Source organism: Paludisphaera sp., from assembly GCF_037189885.1.
Classification (GTDB): Bacteria; Planctomycetota; Planctomycetia; order Isosphaerales; family Isosphaeraceae; genus Paludisphaera.
Window position 1 is genome coordinate 1 of sequence record NZ_JBBCIR010000048.1, and the last position, 14,579, is coordinate 14,579.

The 14,579-nt window shown below is 71.7% G+C and carries 10 protein-coding genes; 7 read left to right on the forward strand and 3 right to left on the reverse strand.

Annotated elements, in window-relative coordinates:
* Positions 1–9: 9 nt before the first annotated feature.
* The 6 genes from WG209_RS15005 (at position 10) to WG209_RS15030 (ending at position 6,643) form a co-directional block, all read left to right on the forward strand.
* The gene (locus tag WG209_RS15005) at positions 10–2,586 is read left to right on the forward strand and encodes a sodium/proton-translocating pyrophosphatase (protein ID WP_337175882.1); all 2,577 of its coding nucleotides are present in this window, start codon (positions 10–12) and stop codon (positions 2,584–2,586) included.
* A gap of 349 nt (positions 2,587–2,935) precedes the next feature.
* Positions 2,936–3,838 carry a MotA/TolQ/ExbB proton channel family protein gene (locus tag WG209_RS15010; protein ID WP_337175873.1) on the forward strand — a complete coding sequence of 301 codons (903 nt, stop codon included), beginning with the start codon at positions 2,936–2,938 and terminating at the stop codon, positions 3,836–3,838.
* Between the two features lie 19 nt (positions 3,839–3,857).
* On the forward strand, positions 3,858–4,382 hold the full coding sequence (locus WG209_RS15015; protein ID WP_337175874.1) for a biopolymer transporter ExbD: 525 nt from the start codon (positions 3,858–3,860) through the stop codon (positions 4,380–4,382).
* A complete protein-coding gene (locus WG209_RS15020; protein ID WP_337175875.1) occupies positions 4,379–4,918 on the forward strand; it encodes a biopolymer transporter ExbD in 540 nt (179 codons plus the stop codon). The genes WG209_RS15015 and WG209_RS15020 overlap by 4 nt, the downstream gene beginning before the upstream one ends.
* Positions 4,915–5,610: a hypothetical protein gene (locus tag WG209_RS15025; protein ID WP_337175876.1), complete on the forward strand. Its 696-nt coding sequence runs from the start codon at positions 4,915–4,917 to the stop codon at positions 5,608–5,610. The genes WG209_RS15020 and WG209_RS15025 overlap by 4 nt, the downstream gene beginning before the upstream one ends.
* Positions 5,594–6,643 carry a hypothetical protein gene (locus tag WG209_RS15030; protein WP_337175877.1) on the forward strand — a complete coding sequence of 350 codons (1,050 nt, stop codon included), beginning with the start codon at positions 5,594–5,596 and terminating at the stop codon, positions 6,641–6,643. The genes WG209_RS15025 and WG209_RS15030 overlap by 17 nt, the downstream gene beginning before the upstream one ends.
* Before the next feature lie 6 nt (positions 6,644–6,649).
* On the opposite strand, the gene WG209_RS15035 is transcribed toward WG209_RS15030, so the two are convergent.
* Positions 6,650–9,103, reverse strand: a complete 2,454-nt coding sequence (locus WG209_RS15035) for a serine/threonine-protein kinase (protein ID WP_337175878.1) — start codon at positions 9,101–9,103, stop codon at positions 6,650–6,652.
* A 184-nt stretch (positions 9,104–9,287) separates the two neighbouring features.
* Between WG209_RS15035 and WG209_RS15040 the strand changes: the two genes are divergently transcribed.
* Entirely contained in the window at positions 9,288–10,670 is a 1,383-nt protein-coding gene (locus WG209_RS15040; RefSeq protein ID WP_337175879.1) for a metallophosphoesterase family protein, read from the forward strand.
* Positions 10,671–10,958: 288 nt separating this feature from the next.
* On the opposite strand, the gene WG209_RS15045 is transcribed toward WG209_RS15040, so the two are convergent.
* Both WG209_RS15045 and clpB read right to left on the reverse strand, forming a co-directional pair.
* Positions 10,959–11,534, reverse strand: a complete 576-nt coding sequence (locus tag WG209_RS15045; protein WP_337175880.1) for a hemerythrin domain-containing protein — start codon at positions 11,532–11,534, stop codon at positions 10,959–10,961.
* Between the two features lie 166 nt (positions 11,535–11,700).
* Positions 11,701–14,346 carry an ATP-dependent chaperone ClpB gene (gene clpB / locus WG209_RS15050; protein ID WP_337175881.1) on the reverse strand — a complete coding sequence of 882 codons (2,646 nt, stop codon included), beginning with the start codon at positions 14,344–14,346 and terminating at the stop codon, positions 11,701–11,703.
* Positions 14,347–14,579 lie beyond the last annotated feature (233 nt).

Consider the following 14,579-nt stretch of genomic DNA (forward strand, 5'->3'; position numbering starts at 1 on the left):
GCCACCGCGCTGGCCAGCGCGCTGGAGGCGGCCCCGGCCCCGGGGCCGTGCGCGGCGCCCGCGGCGGCGGCGGCGCCCGCGGCCGAGAGCCACCACGTCGAGCTATTCGAGCCGCTGACCAAGTACGCCACGGGCGAGAGGATCGGGCTGATCCTGACGCTCCTGATCGCCGTCGCCGGGCTGGTGTACGCGGGCATGCTCGTCGGGCAGGTGTTGAACGCGGACCAGGGGACCCCGAAGATGCGCGAGGTGGCCTCGGCCATCCGCGAGGGGGCGTGGGCCTACCTGATGAAGCAGGCCGCGGCCCTCTTCCCGCTGATATTCCTGCTGACCTTGATCCTCTACTTCACCGCCCAGGCGACGGGCGCGGTGCAGCTCGGCCGGGCGGTGGCGTTCTTCGTGGGCGCCCTGTTCTCCTGGCTGGTCGGCTTCGTGGGGATGAATTTGGCGGTGCGGGGCAACCTCCGCGTGGCCGCCGCCGCCCGCACGAGCTACGGCAACGCGATGCAGCTCGGCTACCGCACCGGGACGGTCACCGGCATGCTGACCGACGGCCTCGGCCTGCTGGGCGGCACGGCGATCTTCATCATCTACGGCGAGAAGGCGTACGAGGTGTTGCTGGGCTTCGGCTTCGGCGGCACGCTGCTGGCCCTGTTCATGCGGGTCGGCGGCGGCATCTACACCAAGGCGGCCGACGTCGGCGCCGACCTGGTCGGCAAGGTCGAGGCCAACATCCCCGAGGACGACCCGCGAAACGCCGCGACCATCGCGGACAACGTCGGCGACAACGTCGGCGACTGCGCCGGCATGGCGTCGGACATCTTCGAGAGCTATGAAGTCACGATCGTCGCGGCGATGATCCTGGGCTACGCCAGCTTCGGCCACAAGGGCGTGATCTTCCCGCTGCTGGTGCGGGCCATCGGCGTCGTCGGCTCGATCATCAGCACCTACAGCGTCCGCGCCGGCGCCGACAGCACCAGCGACCAGGCGCTGCACGCCGTGCACCGCGGCTTCGCGATCGGCTCGGTCATCAGCGTGGTCGGCTTCATGCTCCTGGGCCTGGGCTACCTCCACTTCGACGACGCCTACATCCACCAGTATCCCCAGGCCGCCTACGGCTACAACGTGACGGCGGAGTTCGCCGCGGCCCGCGACGCGGTGGTGGAGGCCGGCGGCTCGCTGGCCGATTTCACGCGCGACTACCAGGGCCCGATCCTCGCCGAGCAGCCCTTCTGGGCGAACCTCGGCATGGGGGGCGGCCTGGACATGCGGCCCGCCTGGACTTGCCTCATCGGCATCCTCCTGGCGATCGCGCTGAACAAGGTGACCAGCTACTACACCCACACCGAGTACGCGCCGGTCCAGAGCATGGCCAAGAGCTGCCAGACGGGCCACGCGACGAACATCATCCAGGGCTTCGCGGTCGGGTACGAGTCGGCCGTGGTGGCCACCCTGGTCATCGCCGGCGCGATCTTCTGCTCGGTGGTCGTCTACGACGGGGCGAGCCCGCTGTTCGTGGCCTACGGCGTGGCCATGTGCGGCATCGGCATGCTGACCCTCACCGGCAACACGATCTCGATGGACGTCTTCGGCCCGGTGGCCGACAACGCCAACGGCATCGGCGAGATGGGCTACGACAAGGAGGAGATGGGTCAGGAGAACTACGACCGCGCCCGCCAGATCCTGGCCGACCTGGACGCGGTGGGGAACACCACGAAGGCCGAGACCAAGGGGATCGCGATCGGCTCGGCGGTCATCGCCGCCGTCAGCCTGTTCTCCAGCTTCATCGCGGTCGTCGCGGTCGGCAGCGAGGACAAGGTCGCCACGATGCCCCTGTCCCTCTACCTCGAGGAGGCGGGCAAGCTCTCCGTCGCCGCGCCCATGGTCTTCATCGGCGCCCTGATCGGCGGCATCGTCCCGCTGCTGTTCAGCTCCATGCTGATCCGGGCCGTCGGCCGGGCCGCGTTCCTGATCGTCAAGGAGTGCCGCGTCCAGTTCCGCGACAAGGACATCTGGGCGGGCACGAAGAAGCCCGACTACGGCCGCGTGGTCAACATCTGCACCTCGGCCGCGCAGAGCGAGCTGATCGGCCCCGCGCTGCTGGCGATCCTGGTCCCGATCCTGGTCGGCATCTTCCTCGGCCCCCAGGCGTTGGGCGGCTTCCTCGCCGGCATGATCATCGTCGGCCAGCTGCTCGCCGTGTTCATGTCGAATGCCGGCGGCGCCTGGGACAACGCCAAGAAGGCCATCGAGGACGAGCCCCAGACCGAGACCACCGGCAAGGGCTCCGAGAAGCACAAGGCCGCCGTCACCGGCGACACCGTCGGCGACCCGCTGAAGGACACCGCCGGCCCGGCGCTCAACCCGCTGATCAAGGTCATGAACATGGTCAGCCTGCTGGCCATCCCGGCGATCCTCGCCGCCGGCGACTCGGACTACGCCTGGGCCCTCTACGTCGTCGGCGCCCTGTGCGTCGCGGGCGTCGCCTGGGCGGTCTGGCGGTCGAAGACCGAGAGCAAGGAACTCCGCGAGATGGAGGCCGAACTCTCCAACGCCGCGACCCTCGAGCACGCGGGCGCCCGCTGACGCCCCCGCGCCTCGGCTAATCGGAAACGCCCCCGGGCCCCCCGGTTCCTCGCGAGCCGGGGGGCCCTCCTCGTTTTCGAAAGGAGGCGGGGCGCGCGTTTCCTCCCGCGATCGGGGAGGGGGAGATGGTCGGCCGGGCCTGGTTCAGCAACGACAAGCCAGAGCGTGGGGGAGGCGACGATCCCCGCGTCTCGCCTCGTATTTTCCTTAAACATGCCCATCGCCGGGCCGTTGACGCCGAAACATCAAAGGGCCGCCCCGCGCCACGAGTTGCGTTTGTCCGATTTCCGACGATCGATTAAGGTGGACGGCCGGGGCGTGGGCACGCGAATCGGGAGGTCCGGCTGCGATGGAATCACGGCGAGGCCGGGCGGGCGCGGTCGCGGCCCTGCTCGCGTTCTGGATCCTGATGATCGGCCTCGTCGCGGCCCCCGGGCGCGCGACGGGCCAGGAGCCGCCCACGGCCTCCGCGTCCGCGGCGGCGGCCGACGAGGGCGGGGGGGACGACGAGTCGTTCCTGGCGTGGATGGTCCGGGCGTCGGGCCTCATCGGCCTTGTGATCGCCATCATGTCGTTCTACCTGGTCGCGCTGGTGGTCTGGATGGCGCTCCACTACCGGACCTCGGTCGCGGCCCCCCCCGGACTGGTGCGCGAGACCCGCGAGCTGCTGGACCAGCGGCGGTTCGGCGACGCCTACAATCGCCTGGAGGCCGACCGCTCGCTATTCGCCCGCGTGCTGGCGGCGGGCGTGCGCAAGCTCCCCGCGGGGATCGGCCCGGCGCGTCGGGCGATGGAGATCGCCAACGAGGACGCCACGATGGAGATGGAGCACCGCACGACCTACCTGGCGACCGTCGGCACGCTCGGGCCGATGATCGGGCTGGTCGGGACGGTGTACGGGATGATCAAGGCGTTCCGCGTCATCGCCACCAAGGGCGCCGCGCCGCAGGCCAGCCTCCTCGCCGAGGGGATCTCCACGGCCCTGTTCGCCACGCTGGAAGGGATCGCCATCTCCATCCCGGCCATCTACTTCTACGCCATGTTCCGCAACCGCATCGCCCGGATGTCGCTGGAGGCCGAGAAGGCCGCCGAGCCGCTGCTGGAGCGATTCGCCCCGGGGGTGAAGCCGCAGGAGGCGACCATCGCGCCCCCGGCCGGCCCCGGCGCCCATCCCCACCCGTTCGCCCTGAGCGCCGCGCTGGGGGCCCCCGGCGGGGCCAGGCCCGCCCCGCCGCCGTCGCTCCCCGAGTGAACCCGGACGAGGCCGCCCCATGTCGCGCTCGTCGTCGTCGAGCATGCTCAACCCGAACCTGACGCCGCTGCTCGATCTGGTCCTCCAGCTCATCACCTTCTTCATGATGCTGGTCCACTTCGGCAGCCGGATCGACGGCGAGAACCGCGCCGTGCGGCTCCCGGTGGCCCCCGCCGCCCTGCCCGGCGCCGAGCTGGCCTTCGACCGGCTCGCCGCGGCGCTCGACGCGGGCGGCGCTCTCCTGGCAGACGGCGAGGCGATGCGCGGCGACGACGCCGTCGCCTGGTGGAGACGCCAGGCCGACGCCCGCCGATCCGGCCTCGAGCTGATCCAGCCGCCCCCCATCGCGGGCGAGCGCCCCGACGTGCCGGCGCTGCGCCTCCAGTTCACCGGGGCCGACCCCGGCGGCGAGCTTCCCACCGCGGTCATCCTGCGGGCCGATCGCGAAGCCCCATTCGGCGCGGTGCGCCAGACGCTCGCCGACGCCCAGGCGGCGGGGTTCGCCAACTTCAGCCTCGTCGTCCTGAACCGGGAGGAGCCGTGAGCATCTCCCCCCACATGCCGGCGACCACCCCCGGCGAGGATGACCACCGCCGCCATCGAGGCTTCCGGCCGGGGCCGCCCGACGACGTCTATTTCCCCGTCGCCCCGATGCTCGACATGGCCTTCCAGCTCCTGGCGTTCTTCATCCTGACGTTCAACGTGCCGACCGCCGAGACCCATATCGACCTCCACCTTCCGGCCACCCCCGCCGCCCTCCCCTCGGCCCCTCGCGGCCTGGCGAGGTCGACCTCGCGGACGGTCGACGCCGACCTGGAGAACGACGTCGTCGTCCGCGCCGAGGCCGACGACCTGGGCGACCTCAAGTCGCTACGGCTGGGCGAGGCCCCCGTCGAGGACCTGGAGCAACTCGGCCGGCGCCTGCGTCGCTACGTCGAATTGCTCGGGACGCGGCCCCTCCGGGTCCGCCTGATCGCCGACGACCGCCTGCGGTACGAGCCGGCCGCGCGGATCATCGCCGTCTGCTCCTCGTCGGGCGTCGCCGCCGTCCGCCTCGCGCCGCCCGGGACCGGGCCATGACCCGGCCGATCGCCGCGGCAGTCGCGGCTCTGCTCATCCTCGGCGTCGGGCACTCCCCCGCGCAAGACGACGCCCCGCTGGGCCTGGGGGACCTCGCCGCCGAGCACGCCGCGCTCTCGGGCAGGGACGACCCCGGCCCGGCCGTCGTGGCGAGCTTCCGCGACCTCTGGGAACGTCCCGACGAATACCGGGGCCGTCGCGTCCGGATCGTGGGCCGGGTCGTGAGGACGTTCCGGCAGGATGCCGTCGGCGGCTTCCCCGCCCTGGTCGAGGCGTGGATCGAACAACCGCCGGGGGATCTCCTCTGCGTCGTCTTCCCCGCGCCGGCGGGCCCGGCGGCGGCCGACGCCTGGAAAGGGGCGACGGTCTCGTTCGAGGGGACCTTCCTCCGTCGAGTCCGCTACAAGGCCGAGGGCGACCGGCTCGCCCCCTTGATCGTCGGCCCGGACGCCCCCGCCATCGAGGAGCCCGCGCCGCCGGAGCCGAAGGAAACGCCCGTCGGGGACTGGCCGGGGCCGATCGCGATCGTAGGATTTATCGTGGCGATGGCCGCCGTCTCGTCCGCCCTCGCGTGGCGGACGCTTTCCGCCCCCGCGCCCCGTCGGCGCGGTCGATCGCGGGGGGGACGGATCGAGCCCGGCCCGCCCCCCGAGTTCCTGGGACCGGAGGACGACCATGGCGACCCCCGATGACCGCCAACTGGGCCGAACGCCGCTGACGGATCCGCGCTCGCTGGGGTCGTCGGTGATCTTCCACGTCGTGCTGGCCGCGATGGCGTCGCTCACCGTGCTGACCGTCGCCAGCACGTCGAGCGACGACGAGGCCGGCCGCCGCTCGATGCGCGGGGAGATCGAGCCGGTCGACAACCGCGCGGGGGAGGATCGCCAATCGGGCGCCGGGGGGGGTGGCGGGCCTGGAGACATCGGCGGCATGGGCGACCCCGCCATGCAAGCCCGGCCGTCCGACCTGGCGATGGTCCGGCCCACGCACGACCCGACGGCCGACGCCCTGCTCTCCGAAATCCTGCCCCGGACCGACGTGAAGCCCGACGAGCCCCTCTCGCGCGACCTGCCGGATTTCCCGACCCCCGGCGCGGGGCTGATCCCCGGCTCCGGCTCGGGGGGGGGCGGCGGCGAGGGGGGTGGCTCCGGCGGGGGGACCGGCCGGGGGATCGGCCCCGGGACCGAGTTCTTCGGCAGCCGCGAGCACGGCCGGTCGTTCGCCTACGTTATCGACTGCTCCGGCAGCATGAGCACCCGCAACGCCCTGGACATCGCCAAGGCCGAACTGCTCTCCAGCCTCGACCGCCTGCCGCCGGACGTCGGCTTCTCGGTCACCTTCTACGACCTCAGCGCCCGCAAGCTGACCGACTCGGGGGGCAAGCGCGGGATCATGCCGGCGACCTCCGCCAACAAGGCGCGCGTCCGGGCGCAGCTCGCCGCCGTCTCCCCGTTCGGCGGGACCGACCACCTGCTGGCGCTGCGGACCGCGCTGGTGGACCGGCCCGAGGTCGTCTTCTTCCTCACCGACGCCGCCGACATGACGAACAGCAACGTCGAGATCGTCCTCCGCGAGTCGAAGGGGACGCGCATCCAGGCGATCGAGTTCGGCATCGGCCGCGACATGGGCCAGCACACGCCCCTGCGCCGGCTGGCGGCCGAGAGCGGCGGCTCGTACCACTACATCGACACGTCCCGATTCCCGAATCGACAGCCGGGGGGATGAGCCGGGTCAGCGCGCGCCCCCCTGGGGCTTGAAGCGTCGGGAGAGGGCGCGGTCCACCGCCTCGGGGATCTCCATCGCGACCGCCTCCAGGTCGCGATGCAGGATCGCGGGGTCGGTGTAGACGGACTGGCGGCCGCGGGGCGCGTCCCAAAGGACGTAGCACACGGAGTTGCGGAAGTCGACGTGCGAGAGCAACAGGCTGCCGTCGTCGTACAGCCAGGCGGCCAGGAGCGGGCGGTCGCGGAAGCCGGCCGAGCGCAGCGACGGGGTCAGCAGCTCGACCTGCTTGCCGGGCATCCCCTGGATCACCACCTGCCCCGCCGAGGCGCCCCGGATCGAGGGGACCACGGCCAGGCGGTACGGCCCCAACGGCATGTGCCGTCGACGCGCCTCGGCCCCCGGACGCCCGGCCCCCTCGCGGAGCGCCTGGACGCCTTCCTTCCAGAGTTCGTGGAGTTGGGACTGGGAGACGCGGATCGGGTCGAGGTCGACCAGCGACACCCGGCCGTCTCGGGCCCGGCGGTCGACGTCGTCGACGATCGCGCCCACCCGCGCGGAATCGGCGGCGACCACCATGCGCTCGGCCCCGGACGATTCCGCCTCGTCGGCGTCGGCCGGCTCGTCGGGCGCCCCCTTCCCCATCACCCGCTCCAGTTGGAGCGCCGAGCGGTCGAGCTGCTCGACGACCCGCCCGGACAGGTGGCGCTTCAGCGTGCGATGCAGCCGCTCGGTCGGGTCGGGGATGCGCAGGACGCGGCTCGTGAGGAAGCGCAGGGCGCCGCGCCAGGGGCTTTCGCGAGACCGCTGCCAGCGGGCGATCTCGACCAGCGGGTAGACGACCTCCGGCCACATGACGGCCGCCGACGAATCGCGATCCGCCGCGCCGCCGACGTAGCGCAGCACCGCGTCGCGGACCTCCGGCTGCTCGCGCCAGGCGTCGGCCAGGCGGTTCCAGCGCTCGACGAGTTCGTCGCCAACCTCCCGCCGGGGGGCGAGTCGGGCCAGGTCTTCCAACGAGCGCGGGATCATGCCGACGTTGACCGCCCCCTTCTCGTCGGTCATGTGCTCGCGGACGTAGGGGCTCGCCTCCTGGATCGCCTTGCGGAACCGCCGGAAGGTGCGCCGCTGCGCGGGGGTCTCACGCCGGGCGAGGAACTTGGCCAGCACGGCCGGGCTCAGCGCCGGCCGCACCTCGATGCCCTGCTCGAACAGCTGGGCCGCCTCGGCCACCGCCGCCTCGGAATCGGGGGCGTTGAGGGCGTACGTCATCGCCAGGATGAGACGGGCGCGATCGGCGTTGGCGCGATCGAGCTTCTTGCGGCCGAGCATCCCGGCGCGCCGGGACCCGACCAGCAGGTAGGCGAGATAATAGCCGTGGAGGTAGCGCTCCTCCGGGCTGATGAGGACGGGCTCGGCCAGGATCGTCCGGAGCATCTTGCGGACGAGGGGCGACGAGGCCAGGTCGGCCGCCTCGACGCCCGAGATCGCCGCGGCCCTGGCGGGGGCGGCCTTCGCGGCGCGTCGGGCCTTCCTGGCGCCGGCCGGCTCGGCCTTGCGGCCCTCGCCAAGCTCGGCGAGCGCCCCGACGTCGAACATGGGCCCGGCGGCCTCGGCCTCGGCCGGGGTCGCCTCGCCGGGGGCGACGGTCTCGCCGCGGAGGCGGGCCGCCTCGTCGCGGAGCGCGGCGGCGACGGCCAACCCGCCGGGAGGGCGATCCTCCGGGCGCTTGGCCAGGAGGCTCAGGATCAGCCGTTCCAGCTCGGGCGAGACGTCGGGCGTGCCGGGGAGGATCGGCGGCGGGGGGTTGTTGGCGTGCTGGGCCATCACGCTCAACGGGACGCCGGAGAACGGGACCGAGCCGGTCGCCGACTCGTAGAGCATGACCCCCAACGAATAAAGATCCGTCTTGTGCGTCAGCTTCCGGCCGCGCGCCTGCTCCGGGCTCATGTACAGGGGCGTCCCCCGCACCACGCCGCCCGCGTCGTCCTGCTCGGCCAGCAGCGAGAGGCCGAAGTCCGACAGCTTGGGGACGTCGGTCGACGTCAGCAGGACGTTGCCCGGCTTGACGTCGCGATGGATCACGCCCTGATGGTGGGCGTAGTCGAGCGCCTCGGCCACGCCGGCGAGCACCGTCAGCCGCTCGGCCAGCGGCAGGTCCCGCCAGCGCTTGTTGTAGCCGACCCCGTCGACCTGCTCCATGACGAGGTAGCTGGTCCCCTCGGCCTCGCCGAAGTCGTAGATGCGCACGATGTTGTCGTGGAGCAGCCGCGCGGCGATCTGGGCCTCGAGCCGGAGCCGACGGGAGAGCTCCTCGCCCGCCCGCTGGTCGCGCAGCAGCTTGATGGCGACGCTCCGCTGGAGGACCTGGTCCGTCGCGGAGTAGACCGCCCCCATGCCCCCGCGCCCCAGCTCCTTCTGGAGCAGGAACCGACCGTTGAGCGTCGTCCCTGGACCGATCACGCCGCGTCCCCCGCCGTCGTTGGGTGCATCTCGGCCCGCCGCCGACCACGGGAGCCCCCACGTCATGATGCCCCTCGCGGCGGCCCCCGTCAATCACGCCAGGGCACGCGGCGGCTGGAAAGCGGCCCGCCCCGCCGTTACAGTCGACGCTCCACCCTCGACGCCCGAGACCAGGAGCACCGCCATGCCCGCGCGCCGATTATCGACGCTGATGATGCTCGCCGCCCTCGCCTCCCCGGTCGCCGCCCAGACCCCAACCGCCCCCGTCACGGCCCCGCGCGCCCCGCTCGCCGACGCCGAGGCGCACCGCCCGACGTCGATCCCCGACCGGATCATCCGGACCATCGCCGCGGACCCGTCGCGGTCGATCGCCGTGACCTGGCGCACCGACACGACCGTCGCCGGCTCCGTCGCGCAGGTCGCACCAGCGGAGCACGGCCCCCGGTTCCTGGACAAGGCAAGGACCGTCCCCGCCGCGAGCCAGGACGTGACGACGAACCTCGGCCCGGCGCGCCACCACTCGGCCGTCGTCGACGGCCTGGAGCCCTCGACGAGCTACGTCTACCGCGTCGGCGACGGCGTTGAATGGAGCGAGTGGTTCGAGGTCCGCACCGCCGCCGCCGGGGCCGAGCCCTTCCGGTTCATCTACCTCGGCGACGCGCAGAACAATCTCAGGTCGATGTGGTCGCGCGTCATCCGCCGCGCCTACGCCGACGCGCCCGACGCCGCGTTCATCGTCCACGCCGGCGACCTGGTCAACCGCGGCGCGAACGACGCCGAATGGGGCGAGTGGTTCGCCGCCGGCGGCTGGATCAACGGCGTGGTCCCCAGCGTCCCTTCCATCGGCAACCACGAATACGATCGACCCCGCCTCCCCGACGGCACCGCCGTCCCGGGCGCCAAGGGCGTCATGACCGCGCACTGGCGGGCCCAGTTCGCCCTCCCCGACAACGGACCGAAGGGGCTGGAGGAGACCGCCTATTACTTCGACTACCAGGGGATGCGCGTCGTCTCGCTGAACTCCAGCGAGGGCCAACGCGAGCAGGCGGAATGGCTCGACCGCGTCCTGGCCGACAACCCCCAGGCCTGGACCGTCGTCACGTTCCACCACCCGATCTACTCGCCCGCCGAGCGCCGCGACAACGCGGACCTTCGGACGCTCTGGCAGCCCATCTTCGACCGCCACAAGGTCGACATCGTGATGCAAGGCCATGACCACACCTACGCGCGAACGGGCCTGCAATCGTTCGACGCCGGCGAGACCGCCGACGGGGCTCCCGCCGCGCCCGGCACGGTCTACGTCGTCTCGGTCGCCGGTCCGAAGCAGTATGCGCTGGAGCACGAGCCCTGGATGCGGCGCGCCGGCGAGGATGTCCAGCTCTACCAGATCATCACCGTCGACGGCGGCGTCCTCCGCTACGAGGCGCGCACCGCGACCGGACAGCCCTACGACGGCTTCGAACTCCACAAGCAGCCCGACGGCCGCCCCAACGTCCTCGTCGAGCGCGTCCCCGACGTCCCCGAAATCCGCCGCGCGCCGGCCCCCGCCCGCGCCGCGGCGAATTGAGCGCCCGCCTCCGCTCCCACGGGAGGGCGACGACCGCCAAGCGTCCCTTCTCCCCTCGTGGGAGAAGGTGGCCGAAGGCCGGATGAGGGGGAACCCCGCCGGCCTTCGGTCGCGCGCCGACCCCCTCATCCGCCCCTCCGGGGCACCTTCTCCCACGGGGGGAGAAGGGGGGAGATTCGAGGCGGCACCCCGCCTCGCGACCTGCCTAGAAAGCGTCGGGGCGTCGGCCCCGCGTGGGAGGGGGGCGAGGAGCGAACGCCCTCCAAAGCCGGATCGCCCGGTATCGCTTCAGCCGGTATTCCGCCCGGTGAGCTTGTCCAGCAGCCTGTCGACCATGCCGACGCCCACCCCGATGGTCTTGTGGAACAGCTCGGAGTGGGGGGCGCTCGGGTGCGGGCGGGTCGGCGCCAGCTTCTTGGCGGCCTCGACCTTCTCTCCCATCTCGACGAGCTTCTCGCGCGGGATGTGGGCGCGAAGCTCCGGGAACTGCTCCGACTCCTCGTCGTCGATGTGGTGTCGCAGCAGGCGTTCCAGGTCCTCCACCCGCTCCATGAAGACCGGGTCCGAGGCCTCCACATCCTCCATCTGCTTCATGACGAGCACGACCTGGGCGTGCTCCTGCTTGTCGTCCCGGACGTGCTGGGCGCCGTCGGGCACGTGCTCCTCGACGGCGGGGTAGACGTACATCTCCTCGGCCACGGCGTGTCGCATCACCTCGGCGATCAGGGCGTCGGCGAGGTCCCGACGCTCGCCGGCGTCCGTGGTCCGCTTGATCTGGTCGATCAGCTCCATCATCTCCCGATGGTCGACCGTCAGGATGTCGGCGACGTCCTGGCTCGACCCGGCGCTACTGGCTTGCGTCATGGCATGCGGCTCCCCTGGGGCTTGGCTCCCGGGCCGCATCGGTGTCTCGGCCCGACACGCCACCCTTCCGCAACTTCTATTCCCGGCGCGCGAAAGGCCGGCGGGAGGCGAATCCTCCCGCCGGCCTCGCGATGACGCGGCGTTTCCGGGGCGAGCCGCCTCCGGCTTACGCCCGCGTCGGGGCGAAGGTGAAATCCTTGCCGTCGAAGTCGATCTCGACCACGTCGCCCGGGCTGACGCGCTGTTCGAGCAGCGCCTTCGCCAGCGGGTTGGCCAGGCGCTGCTGGATCACGCGCTTCAGCGGGCGGGCGCCGTAGGCCGGGTCGAAGCCCTCCTCGGCGAGCCGTTCCTTCGCCCGGTCGGTGACGCGGATCGAGAGGTTGGCCTCGGCGAGCTGCTTGTCCAGCCGCTTGAGCTGGATGCCGACGATCTCCGCGAGCTGTTCCCGGCCCAGGGGACGGAAGATGATGGTCTCGTCGATCCGGTTCAAGAACTCGGGCAGGAACTCGCGACGCAAGACCTCCTGGACCTGGCTCCGCATCGTCTCTTCGTCGGCCCCGGCGGCGGAAAGCTCGGCGATGATGGGGCTGCCGAGGTTCGAGGTCATGATGATGACCGTGTTGCGGAAGTCGACCGTGCGGCCCTGGCCGTCGGTGAGGCGGCCGTCGTCGAGCACCTGCAACAGCACGTTGAAGACGTCGCGGTGGGCCTTCTCCACCTCGTCGAGCAGGACGACCGAATACGGCCGGCGGCGGACCGCCTCGGTGAGCCGGCCCCCCTCCTCGTAGCCGACGTATCCCGGAGGCGCCCCGATCAGCCGGGCGACGTTGTGCCGCTCGCCGTACTCGCTCATGTCGAGGCGGACCATCGCCGCCTCGCTGTCGAACAGGAACTCGGCGAGCGCCTTCGCCAGCTCGGTCTTGCCGACGCCCGTCGGCCCGAGGAACAGGAACGAGCCGATCGGCCGGTTCGGATCCTGGAGCCCCGCGCGGCTTCGGCGCACCGCGTCGGCCACGGCGGTCACGGCCTCGTCCTGGCCGACCATCCGCAGGTGGATCTGGTCCTCCAGGTTCAGCAGCTTCTCCCGCTCGGTGGCGAGCATCCGCGAGACCGGCACGCCGGTCCACTGGCTGACCACCTCGGCGATCTCCTCGGAGTCGACCTCGCGCTTGAGCAGCTGGCTCGGCTTCTCGCCCCCTTCCCCGGCCGCGGCCCCGTCGGCGGCCTCCGCCTCCGCGATCCGCTTCTCCAGCGCCTTGCGCTCCGAGTCCAGCGCGGCGAGCTTCTGATAGCTCGCCTCGTCGGGCCGCTCGCCGAGCTGCTGCTTGTGGCGGATGTCGTCCATCAGCCGGTTGAAGTCGTTCTTGACCGACTCCAGGTGCTCGCGGACCTTCTGCACGTCGCCCAGGCCGGACTTCTCCATCTCCCACTGGCGACGCAGATCCTGCAGCTCCTTCTCGACCTGCTCGATGTCGTCCTCGACCTCCGCCAGCCGCTCCAGCGCGTGCGACTCCTCCTCCTTCTGGAGCATCCGCTGCGCGAGCTGCAGTTGCAGCAGCCGACGCTGCAGGACGTCGATCTCCGTCGGGACCGATTGCAGCTCCATCGACAGCCGGCTCGCCGCCTCGTCGACCAGGTCGATGGCCTTGTCGGGCAGGAAGCGATCCGTGATGTAGCGCGAGGCCAGCTTGGCGGCCGAGACCAGCGCGGAGTCCTTGATCTTGACCTTGTGATGGACCTCGTAACGCTCCTTGATGCCGCGGAGGATCGCGATCGTGTCGTCGATGGAAGGCTCGCCGACGAACACCGGCTGGAACCGTCGCTCCAGCGCCGGGTCCTTCTCGATGTTCTCGCGGAACTCGTCGAGCGTCGTGGCGCCGATGCAGCGCAGCTCGCCGCGCGCCAGCGCCGGCTTGAGCAGGTTGGCGGCGTCCATCGCCCCTTCCGACTTGCCCGCGCCGACGACGAGGTGCAGCTCGTCGATGAAGAGGATGACGCGGCCCTCGGAGTCGGTCACCTCCTTGAGCACGGCCTTCAGCCGCTCCTCGAACTCGCCCCGATACTTCGCCCCGGCCACCAGCGCGCCCATGTCCAGCGCGATCAGTCGGCGGTTCTGGAGCGACTCCGGCACGTCGCCCGAGACGATGCGCTGGGCCAGGCCCTCGGCGATGGCCGTCTTGCCGACGCCCGGCTCGCCGATCAACACTGGGTTGTTCTTCGTGCGGCGCGAGAGGACCTGGACGACCCGGCGGATCTCCGAATCGCGGCCAATGACCGGGTCCATCTTCCCCTTGCGCGCGGCCTCGACCAGGTCGCGGCCGTAGCGCTCGAGCGCCTGGTACTTGTCGTCCGGGTTCTGGTCGGTGACCGACTGCCCGCCGCGGACCTTCTGCAACGCCTGGAGGATCTCCGGCGCGGCGACGCCCAGCGACTCCAGCAGCGCCTGGGTCTTGCTCTTGACCTTCGCCAGGCCGAGCAGCAGGTGCTCGACCGAGACGTACTGGTCCTTCATCCGGTCGGCCTCGGCCTGGGCGGCTTCGAGGACCTGCGCCAGATCCGGGCCGATGGAAATCTCGCCGCCGGTCACGCGCGGCAGCGCGTCCAGCCCCTGCCGGGCCGCCCTGAGCACCTGATCCGGGCTCACCCCGAGCTGGGTGAACAGCGCCCGGACGACCTGCTGGTTGGGATCCAGCAGCGCGACCAGCAGGTGCATGGGCTCCAGCCGCTGGTGGCTGCGCTCCGCGGCGACGCCCTGGGCGGCCTGGAGCGCCTCCTGGCTCTTGAGCGTCAACTTGTCGAATCGGAATGCCATGGTATGAACAACCCCCTTTCGGACGGCGCGCCGCGAGACGGACGGCCCCGGGGGCCTCACGCGTCGTCGCGCGGATGGTCGTCGATGTTTTCACTCCTTCTACGCGATACTCGGACACCCGGTTCGCGGGAAAAAGTCAAGGGCCGGGCGGCGGGCCGGTCTCGCCCGAAGCGGCAGGTGGCCGTCACCAAGCCTTTTGTGGTGCGGGCGTCCCGCCTGCACGCGCGAGCCTG

Excerpts from the sequence above, each read along its gene's own strand:
- WG209_RS15010 (WP_337175873.1), top strand. The coding sequence starts at position 2,936 with ATGGAATCACGGCGAGGCCGGGCGGGCGCGGTCGCGGCCCTGCTCGCG.
- WG209_RS15015 (WP_337175874.1), top strand. The coding sequence starts at position 3,858 with ATGTCGCGCTCGTCGTCGTCGAGCATGCTCAACCCGAACCTGACGCCG.
- WG209_RS15025 (WP_337175876.1), top strand. The coding sequence starts at position 4,915 with ATGACCCGGCCGATCGCCGCGGCAGTCGCGGCTCTGCTCATCCTCGGC.
- WG209_RS15030 (WP_337175877.1), top strand. The coding sequence starts at position 5,594 with ATGGCGACCCCCGATGACCGCCAACTGGGCCGAACGCCGCTGACGGAT.
- WG209_RS15040 (WP_337175879.1), top strand. The coding sequence starts at position 9,288 with ATGCCCGCGCGCCGATTATCGACGCTGATGATGCTCGCCGCCCTCGCC.
- WG209_RS15045 (WP_337175880.1), bottom strand. The coding sequence starts at position 11,534 with ATGACGCAAGCCAGTAGCGCCGGGTCGAGCCAGGACGTCGCCGACATC.
- clpB (WP_337175881.1), bottom strand. The coding sequence starts at position 14,346 with ATGGCATTCCGATTCGACAAGTTGACGCTCAAGAGCCAGGAGGCGCTC.